We start from the raw sequence: 15666 nt of genomic DNA, 5'->3' as shown, positions 1-15666 counted from the left end.
CCAACCCGAAAGTAGTTCTGTGCGAAAAGTACTAGCATTCCTCCTTCCGCTGCTGCTGTTGCTGCTGACGGGCTGCGGCGGACCGACGACGGACAACCTGACCGGCGAGGAGTCGGGGAACTCGGCCGGCGCCGCCGAGGTCTTCGACACCGTCGAGGTGAGCGGCGGTTCCGACGAGGAGCCCCCGACCGTCGAGTTCGAGTCTCCCCTCGAGATCACCGGCGTGGCGGCGAAGACCGTCATGGAGGGCGAGGGCGACGCGATCGAGTCCGGGCAGCGGATCCGGTACCAGCTCGTCGCGCTGAATGCCACGGACGGTGAGGTCCTCGGCGACACGTACGCCCAGGGCGAGCCCCAGTTCCTGCCGGTAGACGACACGCTCAAGGAGCAGGACGCAGAACTGTACGACGTCCTGGTCGGTACGAAGGTCGGCGCCCAGATCGCCTACACCCGCCCCTCGCCCGAGCCCGCGGAGGGCCAGACCGCCCTGCCCGAGCAGCTGATCGTCCTCAAGGTCCTCTCCGCCGAGCAGCCTCCGCCCGAGCCCGAGGTCCTCTCACCCGAGGACGTCCAGAAGCTCGACGACGAGGGTCAGCTGCCCACGTTCGAGTTCGACGACGCCGGCGTGCCGGCGGTCACCATCCCGGAGAACGAGCCCTCCGACGACCTCGTGGTCAAGGTGCTCGAGGAGGGCGACGGCGAGGTCCTGACGGACGCCGACACCATCACCGCGAACTACTCGGGCTGGACCTATAGCGACGGCGAAAAGTTCGACTCGAGCTTCGACCGCGGTGAGGCCGCGGAGTTCCCGCTCAGCGGCGTCATCACCGGCTGGACCAAGGGCCTGGCCGGACAGAAGGTCGGCTCGAAGGTCATGCTTGTCATCCCCGAGCCCTGGGCCTACCCGAACGCCCAGCAGGGACAGCCCTCCGGAACCCTCGTGTTCTACGTCGAGATCGTCAGCAAGGCCGCGGCGGAGTAGTCCGGCCGGTCACCCCACACCCCCGAAGCTCCAGGAAAGGAAACCATGTCCTTCGGACAGCGCGACTTCGACCGGCAGAAGCCGGAGATCGACTTCCCCTCCCATGACGTCCCCGCGGACCTCGTCATCGAGGACCTCATCGAGGGCAAGGGTGACGAGGCGAAGCCCGGCAACACCGTGTCCACCCACTACGTCGGCGTCGCCTTCTCGACCGGTGAGGAGTTCGACGCCTCCTGGAACCGCGGGGCGCCACTCGACTTCAAGGTCGGCGTGGGCCAGGTCATCCAGGGCTGGGACCAGGGACTGCTCGGCATGAAGGTCGGCGGGCGACGTCGGCTGGAGATCCCCTCCCACCTGGCCTACGGACCCAGCGGCGCCGGTTCGGCGATCGGACCCAACGAGGCACTGATCTTCGTCGTCGACCTCCTGGCGGTCCGCTAGCACCACCTCCGCCCCGCCCGTCGGGCCGGAGGAAAGCACCACGGTTTCGTCCGGAAGGGACGCAGGTCGACGATCGTCGGCGTGCGTCCCTTCCGTGCTTGCAGTGAAGGTAGGGTTTCACCGTGTCCGCAAAACGTACCGAGCGCCTCCTCACCCTCGTGATCATGCTCCTCTCGAGCCGCCGGGGATTCACCAAGGAGGAGTTGTTCGACGAGATCGACCTCTACCGGGAGGCGACGTCCGTCGCTGCCCGGGAGAAGCTCTTCGACCGTGACAAGGCCGCGCTGAGGGAACAGGGGATCCCGCTCGAGTCCTTCAGCGAGGACACCCTCTTCGACAACGACAACACCGTGCAGCGGTACCGGATCAGTGCGGAGGACTACCGACTCGGCGGGGTGACCTTCCTGCCGGAGGAGTACGCCGTCCTCAATCTGGCCGCGGGCGTCTGGGACCAGGGGTCCCTCGACTCGGCGGCGTCGCGCGCCCTGCGCAAGCTCAGTTCGCGGAGCACGGACGGCGGCACCGAACTCACGCCCCTCATCCAGCCCCGCATCACCACCGACGCCCCCTACTGGGACATCGTGTGGCAGGCCCTCACCACGCGGACGCCGCTCCGCTTCCCCTACCGCGCCGCCAGTACCGGGCGCGAGGAGGTCCGCACCGTGCACCCGTGGGGCATGGGGGCCCGGTTCGGCCACTGGTACGTGGTGGGGTACGACACGACGCGCAAGGCCGAGCGCTTCTTCCGGCTCTCCCGCATGACCGGTGAGCCCGTGGTGCTGAGCGGGACGTTCGACGTCCCGGACTCCTTCGACATGAACCGGACACTCTCCTCGCTGTCCCGCAGCGAACCGGACCGGACCGCCGTCGTCGCCGTCCGCCCCGGTTCGTGCCAGGTGCTGCGCGTCCGCAAGGATGCAGAGGTCCTACAGACGGGGGAGGAGTGGGACATCCTGCGCGTCCCCTACGCCGCGTCCAGCCCCATGGCGGCGACGATCACCGGGCTGGGCACGAATGCGCGCGTCGAGGAACCGCAGGAACTGGCGGTCGAGGTGGGGCGGCTGCTCGAGAAGGCGTACAACGCCGCCCTGGCCGCCCCGCAGGGCCTCGAGATCACCGACGGTGTGCGTCCGGCTCCGCGGCGTAAATCCTCGTCGCAGGACCACCTCCTCCGGCTGCTCGACCTGGTGCCCTACCTCCTCGCGCACCCGGGCTCCGAGGTGGGCGAGACCGCCAGGAGGTTCGACGTGAGCGAGAGCCAGCTCACCAAGGACCTCGACCTCCTGTTCGTCAGCGGTCCGCGACACTACCCGGACGGGCTGATGGACGTGAACATCGAGGACGGCCGGATCTACCTGACCAATGCCCGCGACCTCGCCGAACCGGTGAAGCTCAGCATGGACGAGGCCTGCTCGCTGATCGTGGGCCTGCAGGCGCTGCGGGAGCTGCCCGGCATGCGGAACAACGAGGCGATCGTGAGCGCCCAGACGAAGCTCACGGCAGCCGCCGGCGACGCGGCGCGCATCGGCACCGCGGTGGCCACGAAACTGACCGAGGACGACATCGATCCCACCCTGGAGGTGCTGCAGGCCGCGCTCCACTCGGGCGTGCGCGTGGAGGTGGACTACTTCGTCCCCACGCGGGACGAGATCACGCACCGCCTGCTCGAGCCGATCCGCATATTCCTGCACCAGGACACGTGGTACCTGGAGGCGTGGAGCGTCGACTCCGACGGGCTCAGGAACTTCCGCCTGGACCGGATCCAGCGGGCCGCGCTCACGGACCAGCCGGCGACGGCGAGCATCGACGAGGAGTCCCTCGCCCGCGGGAGGAAGGCCGTCTCGCCCTACCGCTCGGGTGCGAAGGACCGCACGGTGACCCTGGTGCTCGAGCCCAGGGCGCGGTGGATCGCCGCCCAGTACAACGCCGAGGCCGTGCAGGAGCTCGGCGACGACCGCCTGGCGGCGAGGCTGCGCGTCGCCTCGAGCACATGGATCCCCGGACTCGTCGCGGGTCTCGGCGGCTCGGCCGCCGTCGTCGCGCCCGAGGAACTGCGGCAGGAGACCCTGCAGTGGCTCGCCGCCGCCCGTGCCCACCAGGCCCTGGCCTAGACTGGACCCCATGCTCTGGTGGATGTGGATCGTGCTCTGGGTCGCGCTGGTCGCCGTCAGCGTGATCTTCCTCGTGGCGGTCGGTTTCGGCGTCTTCCGTCGCGGAATGCGAACTCTCGGTGAATTCGGGGAAGCCATGGATCGCTTCGAGGTGAACGCCCCCGCCGACGCAGCGGCTACGCCCCGCGCGGCCGGTGTCCCGGGTATCGCCGTCCCCGCCGTGTTCTCGGCGCCCGAGGACGTCCGAGCGGCCCGTGACCTGGCCAGGACCCGCCGGCTCGACGACCGACGCAGCAGGCGTGTCCTGAGGCGCGACCGCCGTGGACAGCCGCAGCTCCTGCGGGACATGCCCCACCTGTGACCTAAACTGTGGTGGGGACCAACGAGAGGAATTGGGCATGAAGCTCGAAGGCTGGCATATCGTCATCATCATCGTTCTTGCGATCGTTCTGTTCGGTGCGCCGAAGCTTCCCGGGCTGGCCCGGAGCGTCGGCCAGTCGCTGCGGATCTTCAAGTCCGAGGTGAAGCAGATGAAGGACGAGAACAACACTGGTGGGGCCGGTACGGACCCGGTCGAGGGTCGTGTGGTCGACCCGGCGTCCCAGACGTACACCCCGACGTACCAGGCTCCCGTTCAGCACTCGCAGCCTGGTGGGCACCCGGGCCAGTTCCCGCAGCCCGGGCAGCCGGTCCAGCATGGTGAGGGTCCTGTGGGGGGTCAGTCTCCGGCGGGGGAGTCCCGGCAGGGTGGTTCCTCGCACACGAACCAGTAGCTGGTCCTTGATCCTGTGACGACCGAGAAGGTTCCTGCGCGCGGCAGGAAGGCGAATCCCGAGGGCCGGATGGCTTTGAAGGAGCATCTCCGCGAGGCGCGTAACCGGCTGTTCAAGTCCGCGTTGGCGGTGCTGGCCGGGACGGTGGCGGGGTTCTTCCTGTATGAGCCGGTGCTGGAGGCGTTGGGTGCGCCGATCGTGGCGATCAACGAGCAGGACGGCCGGACGGCGTCGCTGAACTTCGACACCGCGGCGTCCCCGTTCGATCTGCTGATCCAGGTGTCGATCTTCCTGGGTGTGGTGCTCTCCAGTCCGGTCTGGCTGTATCAGTTGTGGGCGTTCATCACGCCGGGACTGAAGACGGGGGAGCGCCGGACGGCGCTGGGGTTCATCGTGGTCGCGGTCCCGTTGTTCCTGACCGGGATCTATCTGGCGTGGCTGATCCTGCCGAACGCGGTGCGGGTCCTGACGGATTTCACGCCGGACCAGTTCTCGAACCTGATCAGCGTGACGGTGTATTTCGCGTTCGTGCTGCGGTTGATGCTGGCGTTCGGTATCGCGTTCCTGCTGCCGGTGGTGCTGTTCGGGCTGAACATGGTGGGTCTGGTCTCGGGGAAGCAGATCCTGAAGGCGTGGCGGATCACGGTGTTCCTGGTGTGTCTGTTCGCGGCGATGGCCGCGCCGGGTGGGGATGCGCTGAGCATGTTCTATCTCGCGGTGCCGATGTTGGTGCTGTTCTTCGTCGCGATCGGTCTGTGCCTGCTCAATGACAAGCGCCGGGCCCGCCGGAACGCGGCCCGGGAAGCGGACGTGGAAGCACACGCGGACCGGGCGACACCCCTGAACGACCTCTAGACCACAACCCCGGCCGACCGGCGCCGGGAAGACGACGGTGCTCCACGAGCCGTCCCCGCGCGGAACCCGAACGACCGACACCGATGACGACGGCTGGGTGCTGGCCGGGGGCACCTGGGATGAACCCCGCATGGCCGGACCGCCCGCGTCGACCCCGGCCCTGATCGTCCCGGGGACCGTCGAGAACCAGGCCCACCACTGCGGCACCCCGATCTGCTCCGGGAGTGCATCGACGGGAGAGTCGGCCAGTGGGCGTGCAGACGGTTCCGCCGACTCCTATCACCGTGGGCAGGACCGGTACCCGAACGCTCCGCGCGTACAGGACGCACCCGGCCCCGCGGATGCGTCTAGGGTGGAAAGATGAGCACTCCCGCTGAGAGATACGCAGCTGCGAAGGCCCGTACGCAGCACGCGCGGACGCAACTGTCCCACTTCGAGCAGACCCTCGAGTTCGAGCTCGATCCGTTCCAGCGGGAGGCGTGCACGGCCCTCGAGGCGGGCAGGGGCGTCCTCGTGGCCGCGCCCACCGGCGCAGGCAAGACCGTGGTGGGAGAGTTCGCCGTCTTCATGGCCCTGCAGCACGGGCTGAAGGCCTTCTACACCACCCCCATCAAGGCGCTGAGCAACCAGAAGTACTCCGAGCTGGCGGCTGTCCACGGCAGTGAGCGCGTGGGGCTCCTGACCGGTGACACGAGCATCAACGCCGACGCCGACGTCATCGTCATGACCACCGAAGTGCTGCGGAACATGCTCTACGCCAACTCCGACGCCCTCGACAACCTCGGTTACGTGGTGATGGACGAGGTCCACTACCTCGCCGACCGGTTCCGCGGAGCCGTGTGGGAGGAGGTCATCATCCACCTCCCCACCGAGGTCAAGCTCGTCTCGCTCAGCGCCACCGTGTCCAACGCCGAGGAGTTCGGGGCCTGGCTCGACACCGTGCGCGGGGACACCGACGTCGTCGTGTCCGAACACCGGCCGGTCCCGCTCTGGCAGCACGTCATGGTCGGCCAGAACCTGATCGACCTGTTCGCCGGCGACATCGCCTTCGACGAGGCCGCCCCCGCAGGCGCCGAGGCCGGCGCTCGGGACCAGTACGACGTCAACCCGGAGCTGCTCGACCTCGCGAGCAACGAGATCCGCCTGAACCAGCGCGCCAACTGGGGGGCTGGCGGGCGGCGCGGGAAGTCCCGCGCAGGCCGCGGCGGTCCACCCCAGCAGACCATCGTGCGGCGCGCCACACGACCCCAGGTGATCAGCGCACTGGACCGTTCGGACCTGCTGCCGGCCATCACCTTCATCTTCTCCCGGGCGGGCTGCGAGGCGGCGGTGACCCAGTGCCTCCACGCCGGTCTGTGGCTCACCACCGAGGACGAACGGGACGAGATCAGCGAGACGATCGACGCCGCGACGTCGGACATCCCGCGCGACGACCTCGAGATCCTCGGGTTCTGGACCTGGCGGGAAGGCCTGATCAGGGGCTTCACGGCCCACCACGCCGGGATGCTCCCCACCTTCAAGGAGGTCGTCGAGCGCCTCTTCGCCGCGGGGCTGGTCAAGGCCGTCTTCGCGACCGAGACGCTCGCGCTCGGCGTCAACATGCCGGCGCGCACGGTGGTCCTCGAGAAGCTGGACAAGTTCAACGGCGAGGCGCACGTCAACGTGACGGCGGGGGAGTACACCCAGCTGACGGGCCGCGCAGGCCGCCGCGGGATCGACGTCGAGGGCCACGCCGTGGTGCTGTGGCAGCCCGGGACGGACCCCGGCGCGGTGGCCGGACTCGCCTCCCGGCGGACCTACCCGCTGAACTCGAGCTTCCGGCCCACCTACAACATGAGCATCAACCTCATGGCGCAGTTCGGGCAGGAGCGGTCCCGGGAGATCCTCGAGACCTCCTTCGCGCAGTTCCAGGCGGACCGCTCCGTCGTCGGCCTCGCCAAGCAGGTCCGCAGCCGCGAGGAGTCCCTCAAGGGCTACGAGAAGTCGATGACCTGCCACCTCGGTGACTTCCGCGAGTACGCGAACCTCCGGCGCGAACTGTCCGACCTCGAAGCGAACGCCTCCCGCGACCGCTCGCGCACGCTCCGTTCCGCCGCGGAGTCCTCCCTGGAGTCACTGCGGCCGGGAGACGTCATCGACGTGCCGGGCGGACGGAGCCAGGGCTTCGCCGTCGTCCTGGACGGCGACACGTCGCGGGAACCACGACCGACCGTCCTGACGCTCGAGACGCAGATCCGCCGGGTCGGCGTGCAGGACCTGGACGGGCCCGTGGAGGTGCTGTCCCGCATCCGGATTCCCAAGCACTTCAGCGCCCGCAGCCCGAAGGACCGCCGCGATCTCACGTCCTCGCTCCGCAACGCGCTGCAGGACCGACGACCGCCGCGGCGCGGCGCGGACCGCGTGGCCGCAGGCTATTCGGCATCCGCCGCAGCGGAGGAGCGGGCCATCACCGACCTGCGCCGACGCCTGCGCGCGCACCCCTGCCACGGCTGCAGCGAGCGGGAGCAGCACGCCCGCTGGGCAGAGCGATGGTGGAAGCTGCGGCGCGAGACCGATAAGCTCGCCGGGCAGATCCGCGGCCGCACCAACACCATCGCGAAGACCTTCGACCGCGTGTCCGAGGTGCTCGGGCACTACGGCTACCTCGAGTACACCGAGGACGCCGTGCAGGTCAGCGCGGCCGGCCAGAAGCTCCGCCGCATCTATGGGGAGAAGGACCTCCTGATCGCGCTGTGCATCGAGGCGGGTGCCTTCGGCGACCTCGACGCGGCCGAACTCGCCGCCGTGACCACCGTGCTGGTGTACCAGGCGAAGCGGGAGGAACGCGGTGTGCGGCCCGTGATGCCGAGCGTCGCGCTGGAGGGCTCGGTGGAGACGATCATCCGCCAGTGGTCCCAGCTGAACGACGTCGAGGAGCAGCACCGGCTGCCCGTGACCAGCGAACCCGAACTCTCCCTCGTCTGGCCCATGTTCAAGTGGGCGCAGGGGCGCTCCCTGCAGGCGGCCCTCAGCGGCACGGAACTCGCGGCAGGGGACTTCGTACGGTGGTCGAAGCAGGTGATCGACCTGCTCGACCAGCTGGCCAAGGTCCCCGACCTGCCGGGCGGACTCCAGCAGACCTGTGTGCGGGCCATCAGGCTGGTGCGCCGGGGCGTGGTGGCATACTCGAACATCAGCGAGTAGGACCGGCCGCAGCCCGCGTCCTGACCCGACCCCTCCACGGAAAGCAGCCCAGCACAGCGATGCCCACGTCCCAGCGCCCCCGCCCCGTCCTCTACCGCAACGGCTCCGTCTACAGCCCCGCCGATCCGTTCGCCACCGCGATGCTCGTCGACGGCGGGACCGTCGCGTGGGTGGGAACCGAACACGCAGCCACCAACCTCGAGGGTCCGGACCTCCGGACCGTGGACCTCGACGGCGCGCTGGTCACGCCCGGTTTCGTGGATGCGCATACGCACACTACCGAGACGGGTATCGCCCTCGGCTCGATCGACCTGACAGCGTGCCGATCGCTGGTCGATCTCCTGGCCGCCGTCGACTCAGCGGCGGCCACGGGAGCGACGACGATCCTCGGCTACGGGTGGGACGAGTCCTCCTGGTCGGAGCGGCGCGTCCCGACGGCGTCGGAGCTCGACCGCGCCGGAGGAGGAGCGCTGGTGTATCTCGTCCGCGCGGACATCCACTCCGCCGTGGTCTCGGGGACCCTGGCAGCGGGTCTCGGACTTGCCGCGGTGGACGGATGGGACGACGGCTTCGTGGTGCGCGCCGCCCACGAGACCGCCCGGCGTGCCACCCGACGCCTGACGGTGGACCAGCGCCGCAGCTACCAGCAGGCCGCGCTGCTCCACGCCGCCTCCCGCGGCTATGTCGCGGTCACCGAGATGGCAGCACCGCACATCGCGCCGAGGGAGGACCTCGAGACGCTGCTGTCGATCGACGGACCGGGCCACGACCTGCCGCTCCCCGAGGTCATCCCCTACTGGGCGCAGCTGACCTCGTCGCGCGAGGAGGTCCGGGAGCTCATGCGGGGATTCGGGGGCAGGCTCGCAGGCCTCGCGGGAGACCTTAACGCCGACGGGTCGATCGGGTCCCGGACGGCCGCGCTGCGTGAGCCGTACAGCGACGACGCCGGGTCCAGCGGGACGCTCTACCTCACGGAGGACGACGCCGCCGCCCACTTGCTCGCGACCACTGCCGAGCAGGTGCAGGCCGGCTTCCACGTCATCGGGGACGCGGGCCTGGATCTCGTGCTGCGCGCCCTGGAGCGCACCGCCCAGGAGCTGGGCGTTGAGGAGGTCCGCCGCGCGAGGCATCGCCTCGAGCACGTCGAGATGGCCGACGACGCCGCGATCGCCGCGCTGGTCCACTACGGCGTGGCGGTCAGCGGCCAACCCGTGTTCGACGCGCTGTGGGGCGTGGACGGCGGCCTCTACGAGCAGCGCCTCGGACATCGCAGCAGCTCCATGAACCGTTTCGCGTCCCTCCTGTCGGCCGGTGTGCTCGTGGCCCTCGGCTCGGACAGCCCCGTGACCCCGCTGGATCCGTGGGCCTCGGTGCGGGCCTGCCTGGAACACACCTCCGCGGCGGAGACCATCTCGGCGAGGGCGGCGTTCATCGCCCACTCGAGGGCGAGCTGGCGGCTCTCGGGCCGCAGCCCGATGATGGGTCAGCTGGCTCCGGGTACCCCCGCATCCTTCGCCGTCTGGAAGGTCGACGAACTCATGGTCCAGACGCCCGACAACCGCGTCCAGTCCTGGAGTACGGACCCGCGCGCAGGCACCCCGCTCCTGCCGGCGCTGGACACCGAGAACGCTCCGCTGTGCCTCGAGACGGTGCACGACGGCACCCGCCTGTACGCCGTCGACGGCTTCGCCACGGCCTGATCCGCAGATCGTCCGACGTCGTTCCCCGGCCGGGGAACCACCCCCGCCTGACCTGCGCCGAAGGACGTTTCCGCAGGTCAGCGGGCTGTTGACACCTCCTCCACAGCACGTAAGCTTTTGCCCTACGGGTTAGAGGAACTCCTGCGGGAGGAAACCTGGCTGGTCTCCACGAGCGCAACGCATCGGCCTTCTTCCATGGCGCGTGTTGCCCCTTCGGCTGGAGCCGGCACTCACAAGGGCAGGTTCACACGTCAGTAGAAAACGATGCCGGCACGCGTGCCGGGATCGGTACGAAGACGCGTGGGCCTGCCCGAGGAGTGGCACCGGATCTCCGACGCCCGATACCGGTCGCCTATACTTGCTGACTGGCTCTGCGTGCGGAGCAGTCCCCGCGCGATGCGCATCCTCGATGGAAAGGCCCACCTGCGTGCGAGTCGTCACGATCATCCCCACCTACAACGAGATCGAGTCCCTCCCGCTGACCCTCGCCCGGCTCCGCGCGGCGGTGCCGGCCTCCGACGTCCTGATCGTGGACGACAACAGCCCCGACGGGACAGGGGAGCTCGCCGACCGCGCCGCTGCCGAGGACGACCAGGTACACGTGCTGCACCGGACCGGCAAGGAGGGCCTGGGTGCTGCGTACATCGCCGGGTTCCGCTGGGGCCTCGCGCGGGACTACGACGTCCTGGTGGAGATGGATGCCGACGGGTCGCATCGCCCGGAACAGCTGCAGGGACTCCTGGACGCGATCGATCGCGCCGATCTCGTGATCGGCAGCCGGTGGGTGACCGGCGGCAGCGTGGTCAACTGGCCCCTGCACCGCAAGCTGCTCTCCCGCGCGGGAAGCACCTACTCGCGGCTCATGCTGGGCCTTCCGGTCCATGACATCACCGCCGGATTCCGGGCCTTCCGCCGCTCCACCCTCGAGACACTGGACCTCTCGGCCGTGGAGTCGGTCGGTTACGGCTTCCAGGTGGACATGACGTTCCGTGTCGCGCGCCTCGGGTTGACGATCGTCGAGGTCCCCATCACCTTCGTCGAGCGGGAACTCGGTGACTCGAAGATGAGCGGCAACATCGTGCTCGAGGCCATTGCCAATGTCACCCGATGGGGCCTCGCTGCGCGCTGGACCACCCTGACCGGCCGCTCCTGAGGATTCACCGACGCGTCCTCCCCGGGCCTGACGCACCGAAGGCACCCGCCGAACGGCGGGTGCCTTCTCATCGGTGCGAGGACCTGCGTCAGCAGGCCTCTCCGTCCTAGGCGGAGCGGCGCTCTCCGCGGCGCTCACGCAGGATGGTGAGCCGGTCCTGGAGGATCTGCTCGAGTTCCTCGACCGAGCGGCGCTCCAGCAGCATGTCCCAGTGCGTACGCACCGGCTTGTCGTTCGACGTGTCCGGCTTCTCGCCGTCCACCAGGAGGGCTTCCTTGCCGGTCTTGGAGACCCAGGTCGCCGGGATGTCGGCCTCGGAGGAGAAGGTCACGAACACCCGCTCGCCGTCCTCGCAGCGGTACTCGACCCGCTGGCGGGGAGCGGGCTCGACGCCGGACTCCGTCTCCATCGATTGTGCTCCGAGGCGCATGCCCCGCAGGCTGCGATCGCTCATGTCGTTCTCCTTGTCACCGTGATCCCCGCAGGACGGGGATCGTTACCGCTTGTGTGCCGTGCCGCCCGCCACCTGCAGGTGGCGGGGGAAGTCATGTGTACAACACCGGCGGGCGCGCGGATGTTCCTGCGCAGGACCGGGTAAACACCTAAGTGTACAGGGTGGGCAGTAGACCCCTGCGGCGGCCGGATCGTCGCCGGGGGCGCGGAGCTAGGCCGGTCGGGTCAGGACCTGCAGCGTGAAGCGCGCATCGACCTCCAGCGGTCCGGCGTCGAGCCCCCGATCGGCGGCGGCTCCTCCGGTGGTTCCGGTGACGCGCAGGTCCGCGTGCCGCGCCGCCGGTCCCATCACCAGCGCCGACCGTGCGAGGTCCCGGGGGAGAACCATCGTGTAGTCGATGTCCGTGCGCTCGGCTTCGGCGAGGACACCGGCGAAGGATGCGGCGACGTCGTCGGCCTTCTGCGGCGGTACCGAGAGGAGGGGCCCGACGGCGTCGAGCCCGGCGAGGTGCCCGGGCCGCGGGGTGACGACCACGAGGCATCCGTTCGGAGCAAGCACCCGCACGAACTCGGCGGCGTTGCGCGGGGCGAAGACGTTGAGCAGGACGTCCACCGAGGCGTCGGCCAGCGGGAGCGGGCGCCATACGTCCCAGACGAGGCTGACGCCGTGCGGCAGGCGGCGGGCAGCACGTCGGAGCGCGGCCTTGGAGATGTCGAGCGCGATCGGGACGTGGGACGGCAGGGCCTCCGACACGCCCGCGAGGTAGTATCCCGTCCCCGCTCCGGCATCGAGCGCGACCCCGCCGCGCGCAGCGTGGCGGAGGCTTGCGGCGATGACCGCATCCCTCAGCGGCGCATAGTGCCCGGAGCCGAGGAAGGCCTCCCTGGCGTCGACCATCTCCGGGGTGTCGCCCTCGAACGGCGAGCCCTTGCCGGTCAGGAGGTTCACGTAGCCCTGGCGGGCCGCGTCGAACCGGTGCCCTCGCCCGCACACCAGCGCCCGGCCGTCGGAAGCCAGGGGGGACGAGCAGACGGGACAGGTGAGGACGTCGTGGGGCAGCGCGGGCATCGTCCCATCCTAGGGATCCCCACCGATCTTCCCTCCGTCCACCGTTGACTCAGGCCACTATTTCGGGTCTGATCGGGAGGGTGAAACCAGACCAGATCGAACTCCTGACCACCACGGGCGCACCGACCCTCCATCCGGACGGTTCCCGTCTGGTCGTCGCCGCCACCCGCCCCGACCTCCGCGCCGACAGCTATGTCGGGCAGCTGTGGGAGATCACGCTCGACGGCGGACGTCGCCGGCTCACGCGCGGCTTCCGCGACACCTCGCCCCGCTTCGCACCGGACGGGACCGTCCTCGTGTTCCTGCGCGCGTCCGCCGGCGGGAAACCGCAGCTGTTCGCCGTGCAGGCCACCGGAGGGGAACCCGTCCAGCTGACCGACCAGCCGCTCGGCGTCGGCCGATTCGACATCTCCCCGGATTCGGCGACCGTCGTCTTCGCCGCCCGCGTCCCCGAGCACGGTCGCTACGGGACCATCGACGGCGTCGGTGCCGGCCTCGAGGACCCCCGGCTGGTCACGCAGTACAAGTACCGTATGAACGGTCTCGGCTACACGACGGACAAGCGGTCGCAGCTCTTCTCCGTCACCCTCCCGGACCTCGACGACGAGCCGTATGTCACCGCCGTCGGGCGGCTCGGGCAGAAACCCGTGGAGGGCCCGGGCGCCCTGGAGGAGCAGGGGGCGGTGCCGGCGGCCACGCAGCTGACGGGTGCGGACGCGGACCACCTCGAACCGGTCTTCTCCGCCGACGGACACCGGATCCTCTTCACCGCAGCGCTGGGCGACGACGCCGATTCGACGCTGGTCTCCGACATCCACTCCATCGCGCTCGACGGCGGCGACCGTCGGCAGCTCACCAACCTGGGTGGCGACACGCTGCTCGGCTGCGGAGCACCGCGCCCCAGCGCGGACGGTGGGTCGGTCTTCTTCCTGGCCTCGGACCTCTCGCCATCGGGTCTCGACTTCGTGGCGCGGAACACCGCCCTCTACGTGCTGGGCGTCGACGATCCGACCAGCATCCGGCGGCTCAGCGACCCCGAGACGGTCGACTTCGGCGACGTGCAGGATCTCGTGGCCGCCGGACCGGACGCGGTTCTCGCCTTCAACCGGACGCGGGGCGCGGGCGAACTGCTGAGGATCTCCGCCACGGGCGAGACCGAGGCCCTCGTCACCGGCCCCACCGTCGTCACCGGGGCGGACGCGGCGGGTGACGCCGTCGTCGTGTCCTACACGGATCCCGCCACCTCGGGCGACGTCGCGGTGGTCGAGGGCGCAGGGCTCCGGACGCTCACCGACTTCTCGGCGGGGCTCCGCGCGGACACCCGCGTCGGCACACCGCAGGAGCGCACCTACACCGCTCCGGACGGGACGCCCGTCCACGGATGGGTGGTGCTGCCCGAGGGGGACGGCCCGCACCCTGTCCTGCTCGTCATCCACGGCGGGCCGTTCGCGCAGTACGGCTGGGGCTACTTCGACGAGGTCCAGGTGTACGCCGCTGCGGGGTACACCGTGCTGCTGTGCAATCCGCGCGGTGCCGCCGGGTACGGCCAGGCCCACGGGCGGGTCATCAAGGAGGCCATGGGCACGGTGGACCTCGACGACGTGCTGGCGTACCTGGACGGCGCCGTCGCCGAGTTCGACGCCATGGACGGCGAGCGCCTGGGTGTCATGGGTGGTTCCTACGGCGGCTACCTGACGGCGTGGACCATCGCGCACGACCACCGTTTCCAGGCGGCGATCGTGGAGCGCGGCTACCTCGATCCGCCGTCGTTCGTGGGTTCCTCCGACATCGGGTGGTTCTTCTCGGAGGAGTACACCGGCACGGATCCTGCGCACGTCGAGACGCAGAACCCCTTCGCGAGGATCGGCGCGGTGCGGACACCGGCCTTCGTGATCCACTCGGAGGAGGACCTGCGCTGTCCCATCGAGCAGGCCCAGCGGTACTACACGGCCCTCAAGAAGCAGGGCGTCGAGACCGAGATGCTGGTCTTCCCGGGCGAGACGCACGAGCTCTCACGCTCCGGGTCCCCGTGGCACCGCCGGCAGCGGTTCGAGCACATCCTGCGCTGGTGGGCGCGCTACCTCCCGACGCCGGCGAACCCCTCGGACCCCGCCGTCCGGTAGCGGCCTCCGGGCGGCAGGAGGCGCGCCGTGGTCAGAAGCCCAGGCCGCGGCGCGCGTCCTCGACGGTCGGCTGCGCCCAGCGTGCGTGTTCCCGGTCGGACGAGAGCGAGCGCACATGCGCCCGGTCCAGGTAGAGCCGCCCGTCCAGGTGGTCGGTCTCGTGCTGGACGATCCGTGCCGGCCAGCCCTCGAAGACCTCCGTGGTGCGGGTGCCGTCCGGTCGCGTGTAGGTCGCCTCCACGGCGTGGTGGCGATCGACGACCGCCTGGTAGCCGGGGACCGAGAGACACCCCTCGTAGAAGCTGTCCTTCGCGTCGCCGACCGCGGTGTAGTGCGGATCGATCATCACGGTGAAGGGAAGGGGCGTGCGGGAGCGGGCGGCAGCCACGGCCTCGTCCGGGACGCCGCGATCCTCGAGCACAGCGATACGCAGGGGGATGCCGATCTGCGGCGCCGCGAGGCCCACCCCAGGCGCGGCATGCATCACCCTCCTCATGGTGGCGATCAGCCGGTCGAGGAGTTCGTCGTCGAGCCGGCCGTGGACCTCCTCCGACGGATGGCGCAGCACCGGGTGGCCGGCGACGACGATGGGCGGGAGCTCGTGCGCAAGGACGGACCCGACCAGCTCGGTCATCGCCGCCGCCGTCAGGGCGTCCCCGGGGGCCGCCGGGTCGGGACTGTGGTCGAGGGTGCTCATTTCCTCAGCCAACCACACATCGCGGACAGGTCCGGGTCAGGAGCCCATTGCCGGTTCCGCCGCGGCACAGGACAATCGGACGAGCCGAACCGGGCGGGGCGGCAGCAGGCGGGGCTGACCGCCGAG

General features: G+C 69.9%; 13 protein-coding genes. 10 read left to right on the top strand and 3 right to left on the bottom strand.

Annotation, left to right across the window (positions count from 1 at the left end; genetic code table 11):
• Window positions 1-19 precede the first annotated feature (19 nt).
• The 9 genes from ACTIMO_RS12055 to ACTIMO_RS12015 all read left to right on the top strand — a co-directional run bounded on the left by ACTIMO_RS12055 (window position 20) and on the right by ACTIMO_RS12015 (window position 11198).
• The gene (locus tag ACTIMO_RS12055; RefSeq protein ID WP_448182558.1) at window positions 20-982 is read left to right on the top strand and encodes an FKBP-type peptidyl-prolyl cis-trans isomerase; all 963 of its coding nucleotides are present in this window, start codon (window positions 20-22) and stop codon (window positions 980-982) included.
• A 45-nt stretch (window positions 983-1027) separates the two neighbouring features.
• Entirely contained in the window at window positions 1028-1423 is a 396-nt protein-coding gene (locus tag ACTIMO_RS12050) for an FKBP-type peptidyl-prolyl cis-trans isomerase (RefSeq protein ID WP_055771076.1), read from the top strand.
• Window positions 1424-1545: 122 nt separating this feature from the next.
• Entirely contained in the window at window positions 1546-3534 is a 1989-nt protein-coding gene (locus ACTIMO_RS12045) for a helix-turn-helix transcriptional regulator (RefSeq protein ID WP_448182557.1), read from the top strand.
• A 10-nt stretch (window positions 3535-3544) separates the two neighbouring features.
• Window positions 3545-3895, top strand: coding sequence for a hypothetical protein (locus ACTIMO_RS12040; RefSeq protein ID WP_448182556.1), 351 nt, complete (start codon window positions 3545-3547; stop codon window positions 3893-3895).
• Window positions 3896-3932: 37 nt separating this feature from the next.
• The gene (gene tatA, locus ACTIMO_RS12035) at window positions 3933-4307 is read left to right on the top strand and encodes a Sec-independent protein translocase subunit TatA (RefSeq protein ID WP_448182555.1); all 375 of its coding nucleotides are present in this window, start codon (window positions 3933-3935) and stop codon (window positions 4305-4307) included.
• Window positions 4308-4376: 69 nt separating this feature from the next.
• Window positions 4377-5162 carry a twin-arginine translocase subunit TatC gene (gene tatC, locus ACTIMO_RS12030; protein ID WP_055771086.1) on the top strand — a complete coding sequence of 262 codons (786 nt, stop codon included), beginning with the start codon at window positions 4377-4379 and terminating at the stop codon, window positions 5160-5162.
• A 360-nt stretch (window positions 5163-5522) separates the two neighbouring features.
• Entirely contained in the window at window positions 5523-8345 is a 2823-nt protein-coding gene (locus tag ACTIMO_RS12025) for a DEAD/DEAH box helicase (protein WP_448182554.1), read from the top strand.
• A 59-nt stretch (window positions 8346-8404) separates the two neighbouring features.
• Window positions 8405-10045 carry an amidohydrolase gene (locus ACTIMO_RS12020; protein WP_448182553.1) on the top strand — a complete coding sequence of 547 codons (1641 nt, stop codon included), beginning with the start codon at window positions 8405-8407 and terminating at the stop codon, window positions 10043-10045.
• A 427-nt stretch (window positions 10046-10472) separates the two neighbouring features.
• Window positions 10473-11198 carry a polyprenol monophosphomannose synthase gene (locus ACTIMO_RS12015; protein ID WP_055771097.1) on the top strand — a complete coding sequence of 242 codons (726 nt, stop codon included), beginning with the start codon at window positions 10473-10475 and terminating at the stop codon, window positions 11196-11198.
• A gap of 106 nt (window positions 11199-11304) precedes the next feature.
• Here the strand turns inward: ACTIMO_RS12015 and ACTIMO_RS12010 are convergent, their stop codons facing one another.
• Together ACTIMO_RS12010 and ACTIMO_RS12005 are read right to left on the bottom strand one after the other, a co-directional pair.
• Window positions 11305-11652 (bottom strand): RNA polymerase-binding protein RbpA, encoded by a 348-nt coding sequence (locus ACTIMO_RS12010; RefSeq protein WP_043445375.1) that lies wholly within the window; start codon window positions 11650-11652, stop codon window positions 11305-11307.
• A 210-nt stretch (window positions 11653-11862) separates the two neighbouring features.
• Window positions 11863-12720: a putative RNA methyltransferase gene (locus tag ACTIMO_RS12005; RefSeq protein ID WP_448182552.1), complete on the bottom strand. Its 858-nt coding sequence runs from the start codon at window positions 12718-12720 to the stop codon at window positions 11863-11865.
• An 80-nt stretch (window positions 12721-12800) separates the two neighbouring features.
• Here ACTIMO_RS12005 and ACTIMO_RS12000 point away from each other — a divergent pair, with 80 nt between their 5' ends.
• A complete protein-coding gene (locus tag ACTIMO_RS12000) occupies window positions 12801-14843 on the top strand; it encodes a S9 family peptidase (protein WP_448182551.1) in 2043 nt (680 codons plus the stop codon).
• A gap of 31 nt (window positions 14844-14874) precedes the next feature.
• Here ACTIMO_RS12000 and ACTIMO_RS11995 read toward each other — a convergent pair whose 3' ends face one another.
• Window positions 14875-15540 (bottom strand): peptide deformylase, encoded by a 666-nt coding sequence (locus ACTIMO_RS11995; RefSeq protein ID WP_448182550.1) that lies wholly within the window; start codon window positions 15538-15540, stop codon window positions 14875-14877.
• Window positions 15541-15666 lie beyond the last annotated feature (126 nt).

The sequence above is a fragment of the Arthrobacter sp. CP30 genome (genome assembly GCF_053470025.1).
Note: the sequence above shows the minus strand (reverse complement) of the source record. Positions and strands in the feature narration are given on the sequence as shown.